The 17,865-nt window shown below is 70.7% G+C and carries 19 protein-coding genes and 3 pseudogenes; 7 read left to right on the plus strand and 15 right to left on the minus strand.

Annotation, left to right across the window (positions count from 1 at the left end; translation table 11 throughout):
* Positions 1-35: 35 nt before the first annotated feature.
* Positions 36-611: pseudogene (locus tag C4B68_RS15105) on the minus strand (TetR/AcrR family transcriptional regulator); the annotation flags it as partial.
* Between C4B68_RS15105 and C4B68_RS15110 the strand changes: the two are divergent.
* Positions 599-967: pseudogene (locus C4B68_RS15110) on the plus strand (aromatic-ring hydroxylase C-terminal domain-containing protein); the annotation flags it as partial. The pseudogenes C4B68_RS15105 and C4B68_RS15110 overlap by 13 nt on opposite strands.
* Positions 968-1,042: 75 nt before the next feature.
* Positions 1,043-1,993, plus strand: a complete 951-nt coding sequence (locus C4B68_RS15115; protein WP_099505451.1) for a class I SAM-dependent methyltransferase — start codon at positions 1,043-1,045, stop codon at positions 1,991-1,993.
* A 27-nt stretch (positions 1,994-2,020) separates the two neighbouring features.
* Here C4B68_RS15115 and C4B68_RS44070 read toward each other — a convergent pair whose 3' ends face one another.
* Both C4B68_RS44070 and C4B68_RS15120 read right to left on the minus strand, forming a co-directional pair.
* Complete coding sequence (locus C4B68_RS44070) at positions 2,021-2,143, minus strand: hypothetical protein (RefSeq protein WP_257217487.1); 123 nt, start codon at positions 2,141-2,143, stop codon at positions 2,021-2,023.
* A 3-nt stretch (positions 2,144-2,146) separates the two neighbouring features.
* Complete coding sequence (locus C4B68_RS15120) at positions 2,147-3,727, minus strand: acyl-CoA mutase large subunit family protein (protein WP_099505450.1); 1,581 nt, start codon at positions 3,725-3,727, stop codon at positions 2,147-2,149.
* A 174-nt stretch (positions 3,728-3,901) separates the two neighbouring features.
* On the opposite strand from C4B68_RS15120, the gene C4B68_RS15125 reads away from it, so the two are divergent.
* On the plus strand, positions 3,902-4,735 hold the full coding sequence (locus C4B68_RS15125; protein WP_099505449.1) for a L,D-transpeptidase family protein: 834 nt from the start codon (positions 3,902-3,904) through the stop codon (positions 4,733-4,735).
* A gap of 267 nt (positions 4,736-5,002) precedes the next feature.
* On the opposite strand, the gene C4B68_RS15130 is transcribed toward C4B68_RS15125, so the two are convergent.
* The 6 genes from C4B68_RS15130 to C4B68_RS15155 form a co-directional block, all read right to left on the minus strand.
* Positions 5,003-6,124 carry a hypothetical protein gene (locus C4B68_RS15130; protein ID WP_099505448.1) on the minus strand — a complete coding sequence of 374 codons (1,122 nt, stop codon included), beginning with the start codon at positions 6,122-6,124 and terminating at the stop codon, positions 5,003-5,005.
* Entirely contained in the window at positions 6,124-6,786 is a 663-nt protein-coding gene (locus C4B68_RS15135) for an RNA polymerase sigma factor (protein WP_099505447.1), read from the minus strand. Before C4B68_RS15135 ends, C4B68_RS15130 begins: the two co-directional genes overlap by 1 nt.
* A 539-nt stretch (positions 6,787-7,325) precedes the next feature.
* Entirely contained in the window at positions 7,326-8,078 is a 753-nt protein-coding gene (locus C4B68_RS15140) for a hypothetical protein (protein ID WP_099505446.1), read from the minus strand.
* A gap of 36 nt (positions 8,079-8,114) precedes the next feature.
* Positions 8,115-8,732 (minus strand): RNA polymerase sigma factor, encoded by a 618-nt coding sequence (locus tag C4B68_RS15145; protein WP_099505445.1) that lies wholly within the window; start codon positions 8,730-8,732, stop codon positions 8,115-8,117.
* A gap of 131 nt (positions 8,733-8,863) precedes the next feature.
* Positions 8,864-9,301, minus strand: a complete 438-nt coding sequence (locus C4B68_RS15150) for a hypothetical protein (RefSeq protein ID WP_240634355.1) — start codon at positions 9,299-9,301, stop codon at positions 8,864-8,866.
* Positions 9,302-9,546: 245 nt separating this feature from the next.
* Positions 9,547-10,431, minus strand: coding sequence for a hypothetical protein (locus C4B68_RS15155; RefSeq protein WP_099505444.1), 885 nt, complete (start codon positions 10,429-10,431; stop codon positions 9,547-9,549).
* A 242-nt stretch (positions 10,432-10,673) separates the two neighbouring features.
* Here C4B68_RS15155 and C4B68_RS15160 point away from each other — a divergent pair, with 242 nt between their 5' ends.
* Positions 10,674-11,420: a hypothetical protein gene (locus tag C4B68_RS15160; protein ID WP_099505443.1), complete on the plus strand. Its 747-nt coding sequence runs from the start codon at positions 10,674-10,676 to the stop codon at positions 11,418-11,420.
* A 93-nt stretch (positions 11,421-11,513) separates the two neighbouring features.
* Here the strand turns inward: C4B68_RS15160 and C4B68_RS15165 are convergent, their stop codons facing one another.
* The 5 genes and pseudogenes from C4B68_RS15165 to C4B68_RS41335 all read right to left on the minus strand — a co-directional run bounded on the left by C4B68_RS15165 (position 11,514) and on the right by C4B68_RS41335 (position 15,437).
* Positions 11,514-12,347 (minus strand): oxygenase MpaB family protein, encoded by an 834-nt coding sequence (locus C4B68_RS15165; protein ID WP_099505491.1) that lies wholly within the window; start codon positions 12,345-12,347, stop codon positions 11,514-11,516.
* A gap of 314 nt (positions 12,348-12,661) precedes the next feature.
* Positions 12,662-13,048, minus strand: coding sequence for an RICIN domain-containing protein (locus C4B68_RS42445; RefSeq protein WP_206337079.1), 387 nt, complete (start codon positions 13,046-13,048; stop codon positions 12,662-12,664).
* Positions 13,049-13,306: 258 nt separating this feature from the next.
* A pseudogene (locus C4B68_RS44720) lies at positions 13,307-13,663 on the minus strand (SCO2400 family protein); the annotation flags it as partial.
* A gap of 271 nt (positions 13,664-13,934) precedes the next feature.
* Positions 13,935-14,852 carry a hypothetical protein gene (locus tag C4B68_RS15175; RefSeq protein ID WP_143674456.1) on the minus strand — a complete coding sequence of 306 codons (918 nt, stop codon included), beginning with the start codon at positions 14,850-14,852 and terminating at the stop codon, positions 13,935-13,937.
* A 243-nt stretch (positions 14,853-15,095) separates the two neighbouring features.
* Entirely contained in the window at positions 15,096-15,437 is a 342-nt protein-coding gene (locus C4B68_RS41335) for a hypothetical protein (protein WP_143674455.1), read from the minus strand.
* 395 nt (positions 15,438-15,832) lie between these two features.
* Between C4B68_RS41335 and C4B68_RS15185 the strand changes: the two genes are divergently transcribed.
* From C4B68_RS15185 to C4B68_RS15195, 3 genes are read left to right on the plus strand one after another with little or no spacing between them, the layout of a single operon-like run.
* On the plus strand, positions 15,833-16,675 hold the full coding sequence (locus C4B68_RS15185) for a helix-turn-helix domain-containing protein (protein ID WP_099505439.1): 843 nt from the start codon (positions 15,833-15,835) through the stop codon (positions 16,673-16,675).
* On the plus strand, positions 16,657-16,866 hold the full coding sequence (locus C4B68_RS15190) for a DUF397 domain-containing protein (RefSeq protein ID WP_099505438.1): 210 nt from the start codon (positions 16,657-16,659) through the stop codon (positions 16,864-16,866). Before C4B68_RS15185 ends, C4B68_RS15190 begins: the two co-directional genes overlap by 19 nt.
* Positions 16,856-17,209: a hypothetical protein gene (locus C4B68_RS15195; protein WP_143674453.1), complete on the plus strand. Its 354-nt coding sequence runs from the start codon at positions 16,856-16,858 to the stop codon at positions 17,207-17,209. The genes C4B68_RS15190 and C4B68_RS15195 overlap by 11 nt, the downstream gene beginning before the upstream one ends.
* 38 nt (positions 17,210-17,247) lie before the next feature.
* Here C4B68_RS15195 and C4B68_RS15200 read toward each other — a convergent pair whose 3' ends face one another.
* Positions 17,248-17,715 carry a hypothetical protein gene (locus C4B68_RS15200; protein WP_099505436.1) on the minus strand — a complete coding sequence of 156 codons (468 nt, stop codon included), beginning with the start codon at positions 17,713-17,715 and terminating at the stop codon, positions 17,248-17,250.
* Positions 17,716-17,865 lie beyond the last annotated feature (150 nt).

Here is a 17,865-nt window from a genome sequence, read left to right on the forward strand (position 1 = left end):
CAGGACCTACCTCGAGGCCGGCTGGACCGACCGCATCAGCTGACCCCGTACCGGGCCTCGATGCCCGCGATCACCAAGGCCAGCCCTTCCTCGAAGTGCCGGTCGTAGTCCTCGAAGATCTCCGCGCCCGCCGCGGCCGACAGGGGGAAGTCGGCCATCCGGCGGGCGCGGTCTTCGAGGTCGTAGCCTTCCCGGCGTTCGTCCGGGAGCGGCTGCACGCCCTGTTCCTCGGTGACGAAGCCGAGGGTGTACAGGTACGTCGTGGAGGTCGCGCGGACGGCCTGGGAGAGGGTGAACCCATGGGCCGTGAACAGGCGCAGGGTGTCCTCCATCTGATGGGCGTGTTCGATACCCGTGAAGCGTGAGCCGCTGAAGACCCTGGCGCCGTCGCGGTAGCCGAGCAGGGCCGAGCGCAGTCCGTGGTTGGCCTTGAGGAGCCGTTCCTGCCAGGTGTCCTCGGGGCCGAGATCGCTTCCGGCGATCATCCGGCGGTACATCTCCGTCGCCATCTCGTCGAGCAGCGCCTGCTTGTCCTTGAAGTGCCAGTACAGGGCGGGCGCCTTGACATCCAGCTCCTTGGCGATGGCGCGCAGGGTCAGGCCTCGGCTACCGGGATTCCTCGCTCGCGGTGGAGACCCGCACAGGCCTCCCGGACGACGCCCTCCACGCGGGCGACCGCGAACCGGACGCCATCCACGACGGCGTACGCCTCTTCGACGCGTTCCGGGGCCCGCACTGGACGCTGCTGACGGTGGGCACAGACACGGAGCTGCCCCCGCTCGCCGTCCCCACGGTCCGGATCCCGTCGTGCGAGGCGTACGCAACCGGTGTCTTCCTCGTACGACCCGACGGTTACGTCGGCTGGGCGGGCGCGACGGCGGAGGGGCTGACGGAGTACGCGCAGCATGTGAGCGCCGTCACATCGGCTGCCGGTTTGGAATTCTCTCACCGGGCAGTTGCGCAGTAGTTCTGACCTACTGACAGGCTTCTCATAGGATCCGGGCCTGTTCGCCTCGTCCGCACTAGGGAGCGCTCTCTCCTCATGACCGACGTACAAGGCACCACCCAGCCGCCGCACCGCCTCGACGACGTCCCCGGCTGGTTCCCCGTTCTCGACCAGATACTCTTCGACTGGTTCCTGAACCGGCAGGATTCCGCGGGAATGCGCGGAGACCTGCTGGAGGTCGGCGTCTATATGGGCAAGAGCGCGATCTTCCTCGGGCATCATCTGCGGGAGGGCGAGCGCTACACGGTGTGCGACCTCTTCGAGGGCGACGCACCGGACGGCGCCAACCGGGCCGAGTCGACGAAGTCGTACAGCGCGCTCACCCGGCGGCTGTTCGAGGAGAACTACCTCTCCTTCCACGACGAGCTGCCCCGGGTACTGCAGGGCCCCAGCTCGGTCGTGCCCTCCGAGGTGGAACCCGACTCCTGCAGGTTCGTCCACGTCGACGCCTCACATCTCTACGAGCATGTCTACGGCGACATCGGCGCGGCTCAGGACGCGCTGAAGCCCGGCGGCATCGTCGTCCTGGACGACTTCCGCTCGGAGCACACACCCGGCGTCTCCATCGCGGCCTGGGAGGCCGTGCTCAATCGGGGCCTGCACCCGGTCTGCCTGAGCACGCAGAAGCTGTACGGGACCTGGGACGACCCGAAGGCCGTCCAGGACGAACTGCTGGACATGGCGCGGAAGCGGGGGGACTGCCACATCAGCGTGCAGGAGGCGGCCGGACACCGCATCGTCCGTCTCAAGTCCAAGGGGATGCAGGCTCCGCCGTTCCCGCTGTCGCGGTACGGCAAGGAGCCCGAGGGCGCGGACTCCCAGGGCGCGGATGCGGCGCCGCACGGCCAGACCTCCTCCGGCCCAGCCGCCGCTGCCCGTCCTCGCGGCGGCAGCCGCACCCGCCGCCTCGCCGTCGACCTGCTGCCGCCGGTCCTCACCCGCGCGATCCGCAACGCCCTCAGGGCAAGGCGCTCGGCGACGCGCTGACAGGAACAGCTACCAGAGCCGCGCCAGTTACGCGCTCGCCGGCGACAGCTTCACCGCGAAGCCGAGGAACAGCGCCCCCGCCGCCAAGTCGCCGTCGCCGACAGCCGCTTCCGGCGGCGGAAGGCGGCGGCCGGCTTCGTGCGCGCCCACCTCTCAGAACGCATCGCTCGGCACGTAAGCCCCCCAAACCTCCCGCAGCGCGTTGCACACCTCCCCCACCGTCGCCCGGGCCCGCAGCGCGTCCTTCATCGGGTAGAGGACGTTGTCCGTGCCCTCGGCCGCCTTCTTCAGGCCGGCGAGGGCGGCGTCCACCGCCGTCTGGTCGCGTTCGGCGCGGAGCTTGGCGAGCCGCTCCGCCTGCTGGGCCTCGATGGCCGGGTCGACGCGGAGCGGCTCGTAGGGCTCCTCCTCGTCGAGCTGGAAGCGGTTGACGCCGACCACGACCCGCTCGCCGGAGTCGGTCTCCTGGGCGACGCGGTAGGCGCTGCGCTCGATCTCGGATTTCTGGAAGCCGTGCTCGATGGCGTCGACCGCACCGCCCAACTCCTCGACCCTGGCCATGAGTTCGACCGCGGCGGCCTCCACGTCGTCGGTCATCTTCTCGACGGCGTACGAGCCCGCGAAGGGGTCGACGGTCGCGGTCACGTCCGTCTCGTGGGCCAGCACCTGCTGCGTACGCAACGCCAGCCGCGCGCTCTTGTCGGTCGGCAGCGCGATCGCCTCGTCGAAGGAGTTCGTGTGCAGGGACTGCGTGCCGCCGAGCACCGCGGCCAGGCCCTGGACGGCGACGCGCACCAGGTTCACCTCCGGCTGCTGCGCCGTCAGCTGCACGCCCGCCGTCTGCGCGTGGAAGCGCAGCATCATGGACTTCGGGTCCTTCGCACCGAACTCGTCCCGCATCACCCGGGCCCAGATACGCCTGGCCGCACGGAACTTGGCGACCTCTTCAAGGATCGTCGTACGGGCGACGAAGAAGAAGGAGAGGCGGGGGGCGAAGTCGTCCACGTCCATGCCCGCCGCGACCGCCGTACGGACGTACTCGATGCCGTCGGCGAGCGTGAACGCGATCTCCTGTGCGGGGGAGGCTCCCGCCTCGGCCATGTGGTAGCCGGAGATCGAGATCGTGTTCCACTTCGGGATCTCGGCCCTGCAGTACTTGAAGATGTCCGCGATCAGCCGGAGCGAGGGCTTCGGCGGGAAGATGTACGTCCCGCGCGCGATGTACTCCTTCAGTACGTCGTTCTGGATCGTGCCCGTCAGCCGCGCGGCCGGCACCCCCTGCTCCTCGCCGACCAGCTGGTACATCAGGAGCAGCAGCGCGGCCGGCGCGTTGATCGTCATCGACGTCGACACCTTGTCCAGCGGGATTCCGCCGAACAGCACCCGCATGTCGTCGATCGAGTCGATGGCGACGCCCACCTTGCCGACCTCGCCGTGCGCGATGGGGGCGTCCGAGTCGTGGCCCATCTGGGTCGGCAGGTCGAAGGCGACCGACAGCCCCATCGTGCCGTGGGCGATCAGCTGCCTGTAGCGGGCGTTCGACTCCACGGCCGTACCGAAGCCGGCGTACTGCCGCATCGTCCACGGACGGCCCGTGTACATCGACGGGTACACACCACGGGTGTAGGGGTACGAACCCGGCGCGCCCAGCTTCTCGGCCGGGTCCCAGTCCCCCAGAGCCTCCGGCCCGTACACCGGTTCGATGGGCAGACCGGACTCGGATTCGTGCGCCATTGCTGTGCCTCCCGCTGCAGTTTCGCTGCGTTCGCCTTCTCACGGTTTCGCTCTCCACCATGCCGCCAAGTTCGCAACCGGTCACGCGCGGGGAGCATCTCAGGTGACACAACGGCACAACGGGGGGTCCGGATGCGTGCAGCAGGCAGGACGACAGGCGTCACGACGACAGGCATGAAGAGATCGCTGGCCGCCCTCGCGGCTCTCGCCCTGGTGAGCGGCTGTACGGCGCAGGCCGTGGGCGCGCACGGGAAGACGCCGGCCGCGCCGACCGACCGCGGGGCCGGCGCCACATCCACGCCCACCGCGATACCCACGGCCGAGGACGCCAAGCAGCCGAGCTCGCGGAGCCCCGAGTCGCCGGAGCCGCCCGCCCCCAAGGTCCTCTGGTCCCGCGGCGACAAGGGCACCGACATCCGCAAGATCCAGGCCCGGCTGCACCAGGTCGCCTGGCTGATCACGGCGCCGACAGGGACGTACGACTCCGCGACGGTGACCGCCGTCAAGGGCTTCCAGGGCAAGCGGGGGCTGCCGCGCACCGGCGATCTGGACACCGTCACCTGGGAGCGGCTGAAGCGGATGACGCACAAGCCGGCCAACTGGGAGCTGTACCCGTACGGCGGACAGTCGGCCGCGGCCCCGGACCCGCGCTGCATGAACGGCCGCGTGCTGTGCGTCAGCAAGACGAGCCGCACCCTGCGCTGGATGATCGACGGGAAGACGGTCTCGACGATGGACGTGCGGTTCGGCTCGCAGTACACGCCGACCCGCGAAGGTGTGTTCAGCGTCTACTTCAAATCACGCCACCATGTGTCGACGATTTACGACACGGCCATGCCGTACGCGATGTTCTTCAGCGGCGGCCAGGCGGTCCACTACTCCTCGGACTTCGCGGCACGCGGCTACTACGGCGCCTCGCACGGCTGCGTCAACGTACGGGACAAGGGGAAGATCGCGGCGCTGTTCGCGCAGGTCCGCACGGGCGACAAGGTCGTCGTCTACTGGTGACGGCCGGTGCGGAGGAAGTGTGGGGGCGCGGGCGGGACCGGGGGAACGTATCCCGCCCGCGCCGTGTGCACCGAGCCGTGGGTACGGGGGGAACCCCGGCTCTGTGCTACGGCCGATGACCAGTCGGCTCACCCATTACTGCGCCACGGCGGCCGAAAACGTCACTCCCGAGCCGAGGAAAGATCAAAGAAACACAAAACCGCAGGTCAGCGGGCTACCTGCGGTGCGATGAGCCGGTGTGATGAGCCGGTGCGACGGGCGGTGCGCTCAGCGGGCCGTGAGTGACGACAGCGCGCTGTACGTCGGACTCGGGGCCGGCGACGCGAGTGTCTTCTTCGGCAGGAGCGGGCTCAGGACCGGGGCCGAGGGCGAAGGCGACGGGGTGAGGACGCCGCCGTTGGCGCGGGGGTCGTTGGCACTCGGCCGTATGTGGGAGTCGTCGTCATCGCCCCCGTCTTCGCCGTCCCCCTTGCTCCCCTCGTCTCTCCCGTCTTCCTGATTCCCTTGGTCCCCCTGCTGCGCCCCCTCGTCGTCACCCTCGTCGTCATCGGAGTCGCCTCCGACCTGCCCGAGGAAGCCGGCGCAGTACGACTTCACCCGGCCGGCACCGCCCGCGGCGTCCTCCAGGGCGCGTCGTTGGCCGGACGACAGGTCGTCGCCGTTCAGGACGGCCCGGCAGAACCGGCGCGTCCGGGTCCGCCAGTCGCTCGCGCCGCCGGAGGGCCGCGCGCTCGTGCCGCCGCCACCGGCCGCCTCGTCGCCGGGGGAGGCCTGGTCGGACGGCCCGCCCGTGGTGGCGTCGGGCACCGGCGCCTGGGAGCCGCCGGCCGCCGAGACCCCGGGCGACGACGGCGAGACCAGCGGCCGCTCCGGTGTACCGGCCTCCGTGACCGAGGCGGCCGGGCCCGGTCTTTCGTCACTGAACGGAGTCGGCAGCACTCCGCTTCCGGCCGCGAAGGCGGCCCCGCCGACCATCCCGACGGCCAGCGCCGCGGCGATCCCGAAGCGCACGGGGATGCCCCCGCGAACCCGGCGACCGTACGCCCCCGCGGGGCGCCCCAGACGTACGAGACCGGCGTCGGAGGCGTGGGCGGCAGAGGGCACGCGGCCACGGCGGCCGAGCTGTACGGCCTCGCCGCTCCTGTCGTCGCGCGCCTTGCGGAAGGCGGCCAACGCGGCGGCCTCGCCCGGGAGTTCGGCGCTGCTCGACACGGGTCCGGCGGCCAGCGCACCGAGGGTCTTGGCGAGTCGGTCGGCCTGGACCTGGGTGTCGGCGTCGACGGCTTCCAGCGGCTCTCCGCGCAGCAAACACTCCGCGGCATCGCGGTCCAGCCACTGGCCGGGGGGCCGGGGGGCGTCCCCCGGGAAGACACAGCGCTCGTCGGCCATCACATGTCCTTCTGCGTCCGCGACCGCGTATGCGTCACACCGGCGGACGTCACCGCGCGTGTGCGCGGCCTTCGTTGTGGGGGTACGGCGTCGAGTGCGCCGGCGGATTCCGGATCCTCGCCGAGCAGTTCGGCGAGCCGCTTCAGACCACGGTGCGCCGCCGTACGGACCGCGCCGGGGCGCTTGCCGAGGGTCTCGGCCGCGGTCTTGGCATCGAGGCCGACGACGACGCGCAGGACGACGGCCTCGGCCTGGTCCTGCGGGAGCTGGGCGATGAGCGAGAGGGTGCTGTCGGTGGCCAGGGCCTCCATGGCCTCGCCCGCGGTGTCGGACTCGGCGGGCCTGCCGGTCAGTTCGGACTCGTCGCCGCCGATCGCGGGGCGGCGCCCGCGCATGCGTATGTGGTCGAGGGCGCGGTTGCGGGCGATCCGGGCCGCCCACCCGCGGAACCGGTCCGCGTCACCGCTGAACCGCTCCAGGTCCCGGGCGATTTGGAGCCAGGCCTCGGACGTGACGTCCTCCGCGTCCGGGTCGCCGACCAGCGTCCGTACGTAACCGAGCAGCCGCGGGTGCACCGCGCGGTACACAGTCCGGAACGCGGTCTCGTTCCCGTCCTGCGCCGCAAGCACCGCGGCAGTCAGCTCCGCGTCGTCCCCCAGCACCGCGCGCGCACCTCTCTGCGCCTAAGCCGGCGCCGCTCTCGCGGACCGGGTTCACCTCTTTGCGCCTAAGCCGGCGCCGCTCTCGCGGACCGGGTTCACCTCTTTGCGCCTAAACCGGCGCCGCTCTCGCGGACCGGGTTCTCGCCGTTGTGGTTCCTCAATTGATGGTTGCGGTCGAACGTCCCTCGTGGTTGCGGGCGTCCGTCTTCCGCAGCCCCGGCGCGAAGGGCACGTTACGGCGTGAAACCGCTCCCCGTCCATGTTCGTACAGGATGCAACTACCTCGTGACGGAGCGGGGTGTGACACAAAACGCAGTCGCGGCGCTGTAGAGAGTACGGGCCGCCGCGCGGCCCGTGCCGCGCGACGGCCGGGGCCTCTCCTGTGGGGGGTGGCGGCCCCGGCCGTTGCCAGCGGCAGAGGTGGGGCGTGTGCGAGGGCGTGCGGCGGGGACCTTCCGAGCCTTCGGGGCGCGTCGGCAGCCGTTCAGGCGCCCGCTGTTATCCCCCGGCTTCCGCCAGAGACTTTCCCAATTCCCGGCCTACGGCCTGGGCTTGGACTTCCCCGGCATGAGGGTCGCCGGCGCCGACGCCGGCGTCTCGACCGTGGGGGCCGGGCTCGGCGTGCTGTCCGCCGTCCTCGTCCTGCTCTTCGCGGATCCGGCGTCCCCGGCCAACTGCTCGGCGCAGTACGCCGCGACCTTGTCCTCGCCGCCCGCGGCGGTGACGAGCCGCTGCCAGGCCGTCGCGTTCAGGGCGTTGCCCCGGCCGCTCACCGCTTCGTACGCGCGGCAGTGGGCCGCCATGTCCTGAGCCTGCGTCGGACGCCCTGAGGGGAGGCCGGGCTCCGCGGAGGCCCCTGGGGCGGTGGCATCGGAAGCGCCGGGCTCCGCCGGCCGACCGGAGTCGGACGCCGCGGACCGGTCCTGGGCGCTGTTCGACGGCTGGGTCTTGTCCCGCTCGTCCCTGTCGTCGCCCGAGGACGCACCTATGGCGGCGACGGCGACCCCGCCCAGCGTCAGACTCGCCAGCAGCACGGCGGCCGTGGCCCTCACCGAGCGGCTCAACCGCCGCTGCTCGCGCGGCCGCCAGTCGTCCCGCCGTCGGGTACGCGCGGTGTGCGCGCCGCTGTCCCGCGCGGCACGGAAGGCGGCGACGGCCTGCGCCTGCGCCTCGGTGCCGTCCGCGCGGCGACGCAGGGCGGCGGCCAGGAGCGTCTCGACGGCGGGCTCTTCGCCCGCCGGGCGCGCGACCCGACGGTCGGGGACTCCGCCGTCGCTGTGCCGTTCACCCATGTCCGCTTCCATCCCTGCCCGACGACTTCTTGCCGTTCATCTCGACTCCCCCAGCGTTCGAGGGCCCTCATCCGTCACACCCTCGGCACCGAGCAGCCGTGCGAGGCTCTTCAGACCACGGTATGCGGCCGTGCGCACCGCGCCCGGACGCTTGCCCAGGACGCGCGCCGCCGCCGGCCCGTCCAGGCCGACCACGACCCGCAGCAGTACGGCCTCGGCCTGGTCGCGCGGCAGCCGCGCGACCAACTCCAGGGCGTACTCGGTGGAAAGGGTCTCCAGTGCCTGGTCATCCGTGCTGTGTGTGCCGGGCAGCTCCAGCACATCCTGTTCGAGCACGGTCGCCCGGGGCCGTACCTTCAACCGCCTCAGATGGTCCAGTGCGCGGTGCCGGGCGATGGTCGCGGTCCAGCCGCGGAACCCGGCTCCGTCCCCGCGGAACCGCCCCAGGTCACGCGCGATCTCCAGCCACGCGTCGGACGCCACGTCCTCCGCGTCGTCGCCGACTATCCCGCGCAGATACCCGAGCAGTCCGGGCTGCACGATGCGGTACGCGGCCGCGAAGGCGGCCTCGTCCCCCTCCTGCGCCCGCGCGACAGCCACGCCCAGTTCCCCGTCGTACGCCTGCACGCGGCGGGATTCCCCTCCCTGACCCAACGCTGTCCTCGTTCGTACCGAGTTCACTCGAAATCAACACCGGTCGACACGGTCTGCCGTGTCGCCGCCCCCGTGGTCATCAGCGTCGGGACTCACAGAAATGTCACCGCACACCAGGAACCCTTGCCGCCTCACGCGGACCGCTGCGCACAGACGGCCTGCGGGGCCATACGTCCGTGCAGCTGCAGATACAGCGTCCGCATGGACTCCCGCTCGCCCGCCTCGAATCGCTTCACGACCTTGCCGAGCGGGTTCCACACGCGCCCGTCGGGCATCCGAACGCCGACGGACTGGCCGAACAGCTTCCGTTGATCCGCATCGAATTCGACCCACTCGGCCCCGGCGCGCCGCACGAGCACCTCACCGGCGTAGGCGCCGAGCCCGAAGAGCACGGGCTGCACGCTGGCGCGGTCGGGCTCCCCTTTCCGCAGCCCGTCGACGATGAAGTCGACCACACGCAGGCTGTTCACGGAGTAGTCCAATGGCAGGCGGTGCCGCGCCGTGATCTGCCGCACGAACTGCGCCGCGTGCCGCCGCATCCACACCTCGGCCGACGTCCGCTCCTTCATGGTCATGACTCCCCGCCCCTCGCCGTCCCCATGGGTCCACCAGACCAAGCGGGGCGAGGACCCCGAACATCACGCTCACCTGTAGTGACAAAGATCATGTGACGGGCTGGCGGCCCCGTACAACCATTCGTCTCCCCCGAGCGTCGGGAGCGCCTTTCGCCCGCAATGCCATGGAATGCCATGCGAATGCGCGGGCGGCCAGGCCCGGCTGCGGAACACGGCGCCGCCGGGGAGGGCGCCCGCCATCAACTCACGCCCGCGGGAAGGCGGATTTCGCCGGCGAACACCCCTCGGGTCTCCTCCCGCACATCCTGGCTGTAGGCGATGGTCCGCCCCTGATAAGGGATCAGAAAGCTGCACGCGAAGCGGTGGGAAGTGATCCGGAAGGTCTTCGTGTCCAGGACGAGCGTTTCGTCGACACGGTCCAGCAGAAGCTGATCCTCGCCGGCCCTGATCCCGGCCTTCCGCAGTTGCGCGAGGGCCGGTTCCAATTCCCGTACCGCTTTCTCCACGGCGGGCCGGTCCCTGACCTCAGCCAACCGCCGTGAGGCGGTGTGCACTTGAAGCCGCACATGGCCGTCCGCCTCGACCACCTCAACGGCGCCTTCACCCGCCTTGGCGTAATGCGTGAACGCCTCAAGAGCGTCCACGGGGTCCTCCACCTTGTCGGCGATGTCCGGGTCGGAGACGGGCCCCTTCTTCCAGACCTTGCCCGCCCCTCCCTCCTTCACATAGCCGACTTCCCGGACGACAAAGACCTCTTCGGACCTGCCCACTCCCTTACTGACGATGGCCCCCGTCGAGTGGAGGGCTTCAGGATCCCCGGTCCGCCGCACGGTGGACGTATAGAAGGCGGCACTCGTCCGCCCCTGCAGCACGAGCTCCTCCTTCCCCTTCGCCGCGAAGGTCCACCCGCCTTCGGACGCCATCGCCCGCCTTGCACGCTCGAGGAATTCCTCGGGCGTCCTGGGCTCCGCGGGCGGCCGCTCCCTCTTCACCTCGGGGGCCGCGCCGACCGCCGGACGCCCCGTGTCGGCCGGCTCCCCCGTACCGCTTCCCTCGGAACAGCCGGCCAACGCGATGCAGAGCGGGGCACCGGCCAACACCACGCGTCCGAAGTGGGCTCTCATTTCCGGTCTCCCTGTTTCGTCCTACGAAGCGGGCCGGTTATACATGAGCGCCGAACACGGTCGCGACCGTAAGGATATTCGGGGCGAATGCCACCCCCGAGCCTGTCATGGCCCCGCGTCTGTGATCTCTGTGGGGCGTGATGTTTCGGCGGCACGATGCGCTGGGTTGAACGTGCCGGGTCGGACCGGCGCACTCACCCCTGCCCGCATCATCCGCACCACCACCACCGACAGGACGTCCCATGCGCATCCGAACCACCGCGGTCGCCGTCGCCACGGCCGCTGCCCTGCTGACCGGCTGTTCGGACTCCGGCTCCGGCTCCGAGAAGCCCGGCGCCAAGAGCCCCGGCTCCGAGCAGACGGCGGGCCGGCAGCCCGACCAGAAGGCCGCCGCGGGCGCGGTCCTCTCGGAGGCCGAGCTGCGGCAGGCGCTCGCCACCGCGACGGAGGCGACCGGCTACCAGGCCAAGGACAACGACGTCCCGGCGACGCGCCCCAAGGCCGACAAGGCCGCGTGCCGCGCCCTCGCCGACATGACCGCGACCGGGACCACCCGTACCCCCGAAGCGAACGCCTGGGCCAGCCGGTCCTTCACCTCCGAGAGCGCCGAGCCCGGCTTGTCGGTGACCACCAGCCTCTTCTCGTACGAGGGCGAAGGCGCCCAGCAGACCGTCGCCGGCATCCGCGAGGCGCTCGACGCCTGCGCCGACGGCTTCACGACCACGGGGAACAACGGCGGCGCCACGATCACCTACACATCGGTGACCGCCGAGCAGCCGCTCGAGGGCGGCGAGGAGGCGGTGTCCTGGGTGATGACCGGGGAGGCGCAGGGCCAGCAGGTGCCGATGCACCTGACCGCGGTGCGCGAGGGCAACACCCTCGCGGTCTTCTTCACGATCCACCTGCTGTCCCCGGAGAAGACGGAGCTGCCGAAGGACCTCTTCGACACGCAGATGACCAAGCTGGCGGACGCGGTCAAGTCGGCGTAACGGGACGGTCGTCGCCACCTCACCCGGGCCGCCGAGTCCCTGCTGCTCGGCGGCCAATCGCCCCGGAAAGGTGGTCATGGTTCGTCATGGCTGTCAGGGGCGGCGCGCTTCCCGCCTTGCGTCGTTGACGCGGCGGGCCGCGCGGCGGGCCCTCCGGGCGTACGGCAGGTACCGCAGCCGCTCCGGAAGCAGCGGCACCGCCACCCGTACGACCCGCCCGAACCGCCGCAGCGAACGCTCCTGTCGCGCGGTCCACTCCAGCCCGATCGCCTCGCGCGCGTCCGGCGGCATCAGGCCGATCGTCAGGAACCGGCGCGCCCGCAGCAGGGGCGGCACGAGCAGCGGCCAGGCGGGGCGCAGGAGCCGGGCGGCCCTGCCGGGCGGGAGCGGTACGTCCACGTCCGTCGCGACCAGCTCCCGTACCACCGCCGTCGCTTCCAGTTCCTCGCGCAGCACGCCGCGGTAGTACGGCCAGAACTCCTCCAACGTCTGTGGCATGTCGCGGTCGGCGATCCCCAGCACCCGGCCGACGCACAGCCACTCCGCGTACAGCTGCCGCTCCTCGGCCTCGGTGAACGGGCGGGTGCCCATCACGCGCTGGGCGTACCGGTAGGCAGGGAAGCCGGTGGCGTGGACCCAGCCGTAGGTGGCGGGGTCGAGCGCGTGGTACAGGCGGCCGAGGGCGTCGGTGCCGTGGATGTGCCGGTGGAGCCGTCGCAGGCGGCGGCCCTCTTCGAGCGCGGCCTCACCGCCGTACACCCACAGCTGGGTGGATGCCACGGAGCGTTGCGCACGTCCCCACGGGTCCGTGCGGAAGACGGAGTGATCATCCACGCCGGCGCCCACCGCGGGGTGTGCGACCTGCAGGGTCAGCGCGGCGGGAAGGGCCAGCACGGCCCTGACCTCCCCGGTGAGGTGCCACAGCATCCCACCGACGGGAGGCGGTACGGGGGCGGCGGTGCCGTGCGTGGCGTGCGTGCTGTACGTGCCGTGGCGCGCCCGGACCGCCCCGTGCGCGGTGGCCACGCCTCCATTGTCCCCCGCGCACCGCTCGCGTGTCCCTCGCGCACCTCTCACGTGTCCCTCGCGCACCTCTCACGGGCGATCGGGCCGCCTCGCGCGCCCGCGCCGGACGGATGCGCCCAACGCGGCCGACCACCGCGCCCCGGTCCCCCGGCGTTCGGGCGCCGCGGCTGAGCGCTTCAGCCGGCCCCTTTGTCAGAGCCGCCCGTAAACGCTGATCAAGGGGAAGGCAGAGTCCACTTCTGGTCGGTGCCTCCCGTGCAGTCCCAGATCTCGAGGCGATCGGCGTCCAGGCACCGGCCTGACTGGGGGTTCACCAGCTCCCGACGGGAGGTGTAGGTCCAGTGCTGGGCGGGGGTGGTGTTGCAGCTGAAGAGCTGCACCTGGGAACCGTTCACGGTGCCGGCGTCTCTGACGTCCATGCACTCCCCCCGGCTCCGCAAGGACCCGTCCGATGCGACCGACCAGTTCTGGCTCGCGCTGCCGTCGCAGTCGTAGAGCTGCAACGCGGTGCCGCCGTAAAGGGTGACGGGTCCGGCGGCAAGGCACTTGCCGCCGGACCCGGTGATGGTGCTGGCGCCCTTCGAGGCCTGGGGTGCGGGCACTTTCGGACGCGGCGACGGCACCTGAGTGGTGTCCTTGGCTGCCGTGGGGCTGGGCGAGGATGTGCCGCGGCTCGTTGGGGAGGCGCCGGCCGAAGAGGGCTTGGCGCTGTGCCGAGCCTCCTCCTTGCTCGGGAGGACAGTAGCGATGGCTGGACCGGTCGACGAGGGCACGGGAGGGGTGGAGCTTCCGTCAACTACGCCGACCGCGTTGGGAGTCGGGGCATCCGGAGCGGTGAGAAACCCGGAGGACAGGGCGCCGACCAGCCCACTCACCACCACCCCGGCGCCGAAAACCAGCACCTCCCGGCGTCTGCGCTGCCAGACGGCCTGTAATCCCTCGGTCGCGCCGCTGGATACCGGTGATGGCCCGGGACCGGACGTCGGCCCAGGACCATCGGCCTCCGCTGCCTCCCTCTCATGGTCAGGCGCGTGGTCAGGCGGTGTCGGGTCCGCAGTCTCAGGAGCCTGAGGTATCCCGAGAAACTCGGGTACGGCCGGAGCGCGGTCGGCGACCTCCTGCCGGTCAGGATCTCCCCCGGCACTACTACCGCACCCCGGACAGGAAAAGACGCCGTTGAGACGGCGTTTACACCGAGAACAGTAGTAAATGCGCATTCCCACTCTCCTGTTCGGCCATCACGCGACAGTGCTCCGCCCCGCCCGTGCGGCTGCGCTCGGAGTGGTCCAGCGGCAGCCGACTGCGCGCGTAGCCACCCCGCCCGGATCACGGAGCATGCGGAACCGCTTCCCCCGCTTCACTCAGCGGAAGCAGGGTCAGAAACATCACGCGTCACAGGGATGTCGCTTGCCACACAGGAAAGTCACAGCCGGCATACGACCTTTGGGGCCGTCGTACGTCGCGGAGTGAAGTCACGGTCGGCAGACGTCACTTCACACCCGGCGGCAAGGCCACGCTCCCGGTGAACACGCCACGGTTGTCGGCCCGCACCTCCTGGCTCACCGTGATGTCGCCGCCCTGGAACGGGACGAGCAACGTCAACACATAGCGGTGCGACGTGAGTCGATACCCGTGCGCCGCGTCCAGGTCCCACCTCTCGGTGAAGCTCTTGAGCGTGATCTGACGGTCGGTCGCCGTCACCCCGGCCTCGCGCAACTGAGCCAGCGTGGGCTCCACCTCCCGCAGCGCCCGCTTCAGCGCCGGACGGTCACGGGCGGCCGACAACTGCCAGCCGGACGCGGTGACTTGAAGCCGCACGCCATCGCCGGCGGCCCCCGTACGACTCACCTTCGCACTCTTGGCGTACGCCGCGAACGCGTCCAGCTCGGCCACGGGATCCTCGATGTCATTGGCGATGCCGGGATCGGACAGCGGACCCTTCTTCCACCCCTCGGCGCCCTCCTTGACGTAACCCGTGCCGCCGACGACGTACACCGCCTCGGACTTGCGCTCTCCCTTGCTGGTGGTGATCGTGCCGGTCTGCTGGAGCGCCTCGGGGGCGGTGGTGCGGTGCACGGTCGCGTCGTACGTGGCGGTGGACGGCGCCTGTCCCCGCATGACGGCGGACTCGCTGCCGCGCAGGGCGAACGTCCACCCCTTCTCGGCGCCCATGGCCCGCCGGGCCATGGCGACGAACTGCGCGGCGTTCTTCGGCTTGGGGGCGGGCTTGGCCGTGGGGCGCGACGTACCCGCCGGATCGGGTTGGGCCTGCGTCGTCTGTGAAGATCTGTGTCGCCCGCCCGGCTTCCGCTTGCCGCCCTGCGGGGAACATCCGGACACGGCCACGGCGGCCGCGACCAACACGACGACGACGGCGCGGCGCCCACTCGGACGGCGGTCATTCAAACAAAGACGTATTCCGGACGGCACGCAATAACCCTTCGGCAGGGACGGGCAGCTCGATGGCGGCCCGGTTATACAGCAGCAGCCGACGCGACGGCGAGCGCCCGGAAGAAGTGGGGCAAACAGGTTCTTCGAACCAAGGGCCAGCCGCCGGACACCCCGGTACGGATGACCACGGTCCGGCCGACACGGCCGACACAGCGCTCACCAGCACGTTCACGGCCGCAGACCGGAGACGGCGGCAGCTCACACGCGCACGGTGATCACCGGCTCGGCCCCGGCCAGTTGGTCCAGGTATGCCTGGATGTCACCCGGGTCGGGGGTGGCGACCATCGCCGCGCCGATCTGAAGCGCGGTGAGAGCAACCAGTCCGTCGACGGGATCGGGCCGCTTCTTACCGCGCAAGTCCGCCCGGCCGATCAGCTCACCGACGCGCCGCCACTCGGTCTCGGTGTAGCAGCACACCACCGCGCATTCCCTGAGCGCCCGGGCCAGGTGAGCCCGGGTCGCCCCACCCCGCCACGCCTGGGCGACCACCGGAGCCGGGACGACCGGCAAACCGTTCCTGGCGAACGTCCGGTGGCGCACGAGGGCGGCCCCCGGATTCTTGGCGGCGGGCGGGGGCTCGCGTTGGCGTAACCGTTCGCGTCCAGCCTCAGGGAGGGCAGGCGCAGGCCCGCGCGGTCGAGGGCGGAGGCGAGGGCATCGCGCGCATCCTCGGCTTCCCTGATGATCTCGGCCGCCGTCGCGGTCCGGTGCCGCGTACTGCTCATGCGCTCCGCCTCCGTCTCCTTCTCCGTCTCCGCCCGCCGAACCCCTGCTCGTACGGCACGAATTGGATTACTCTGCGTGTTCTGGGCATTACGAGAATGACCCCGGAGTCGAGCGCGAACACGGCGAGCGGGCCAACGTTCTCCGCCACGCGACCCTAATTCCACACCTTCCACGCTTCAGGGTCTTTACGGCCTTCACGAAGGAGCGCGATGCCGCCGAGACGCGTGATCACGGGACGCAGCCAGGAACCGCGCCGGCGGTTCGCGGAGGAGCTGCGGTTACTACGTACCGCGCGGGGTGTGAGCCTGCGGGAACTCGCGAAGGTGGTGGGGTGGGACCCGTCCCAGTTCGGCAAATTGGAGAGCGGGCAGACGCTGGGCGGCCCGGAGGTCGTACAGGCGCTGGACACGTACTACGGGACGCCGGGGCTGCTGTTGGCGCTGTGGGAGTTGGCGGTCAGCGATCCGACGCAGTTCCGCGAGCAGTACCGGCGGTACATGACGCTGGAGGCCGAGGCGGTGAGTCTGTGGCAGTACTCCGTGTGCAGGCCGCCGGGGCTGCTCCAGACGGCCGCCTACGCACGCGAGGCGCTCGCCGCTGGTGGACTCAGGGGGCAGGAGCTGGACCAGCAGGTCGAAGCGCGCGTCGGACGGCGCAAGGTTCTGGAAGGAGTGGACGCTCCCCCATTCCGCGTCATCCTCTCCGAAACGGTGCTGCGGAACGCCCTACGCGATCCACGGGAGTGGCAGGAGCAGTTACAGAACCTGGGGAAGGACTCGGAGCGCCAGAACATCACCCTTCACGTACTGCCGTTCGGCACCGGTCTGCACGGCCTGGACAGCACCGACGTGATGTTCCTGCGACTGCTGGACGGCCGCACCGTGGCATACGCCGAGCACGACGTACGCGGTGAACTCCTCGAAGAATCAAGCAGGGTTGAGCGTTTCCAGCGCACCTATGATGCGGTGCGCGACCTGGCGTTGTCCCCGGCCGAGTCGCGGAAGTTCATCCTGCGGATGTTGGAGGAAGGGCCATGCGAGCCATCGACCTGAGCACCACGACATGGCGCAAGAGCAGCTACAGCAACTCGGACGGCGGCAACTGCGTCGAGGTCGCCGACAGCTTCCACCCCACCATCGTCCCGGTCCGCGACAGCAAGGCCCCCCAGGGCCCCGCGCTCATCTTCGAGGCCGGAGCCTGGTCGTCGTTCGTCACCGCCGTCAAGGCCGGGCATGGGCTATGACGTGCACATCACCCGGCGTACGCCGTGGTGGGAGGAAGGCGGCGAGCTGATCACCACGCAGGAGTGGGCGGCGGTGGTCGCCGCCCACTCCGAACTGGAGATGGTCCAGGTGGCCCGGGTTTCTCCGCGCGGTCGGGACGCGGTGCTGGAGTACCGGCACGAGTGGCTGGCAGAGCTGGTCAGCCACCCACAACGAGACACGCACGGTGCCTGGTTGGACTGGCGGGACGGGCGGATCGTGGTGAAGAACCCGGACGAGATCCTGCTCAAGAAGATGCGGGAAATCGCCGGGAGACTGGGGGCGCGCGTCCAGGGCGACGAGTGCGAGTATTACGACGAGTGAAGTTGGGGTCGAGCCCCTGGGATGGGAATCCCGGGCGGTCAGAACGAGAAGTGCTTGACCACCGCCCAGCCCCGCTCCGCCGACCTGCCGTAGAAGGCCCGTAGGTCCTCGTGGTACTGAGCCAGGCGCTCCCGCAGCTCCTCATCCAACGCGGACGAGGACAGTTGCCGCCGCTCCTGCCACCGGTCCAGGAACGACACCCGCTCCAGGTACGCCGCCGTGCGTGTTACCTCCGGTGGGTCGAGCACCACATAGCCCGGGCCGCCGCCGGGATCCTGTATGTGCCGGCCACCGAAGACGGGGAGCTCCCGGTCCCCACCCGGCTCCGACGGGGGCCAGTAAAGCTCGTTCAGCTGGAAGAAGCCGCTCTCCAGCCATACCGCGTCACCTGCCCGGACACGCCGGCGCAGCTCGTCGAACTCCACATCGAGCAGGGCCTCACAACCCGCCGCGTCCGCGGGCAGCCCGGAGGACTCGAGTCCCTGAAAGTAGATCCACATACTCACGCCCGGCAAACTACCTGCCACCACTGACACCGGCCCCGCGACGACAGCACACCGCAGGCGCGACCGCTTGGGGCCCGAGGCCAACTGCTGTGCACCGACAGTACGACCAGGGCCAGGGCCAGGCCTGCGTCCCCGCGCCGGCCGGGACGG

The organism is Streptomyces dengpaensis (genome assembly GCF_002946835.1).
Classification (GTDB): Bacteria; Actinomycetota; Actinomycetes; order Streptomycetales; family Streptomycetaceae; genus Streptomyces; species Streptomyces dengpaensis.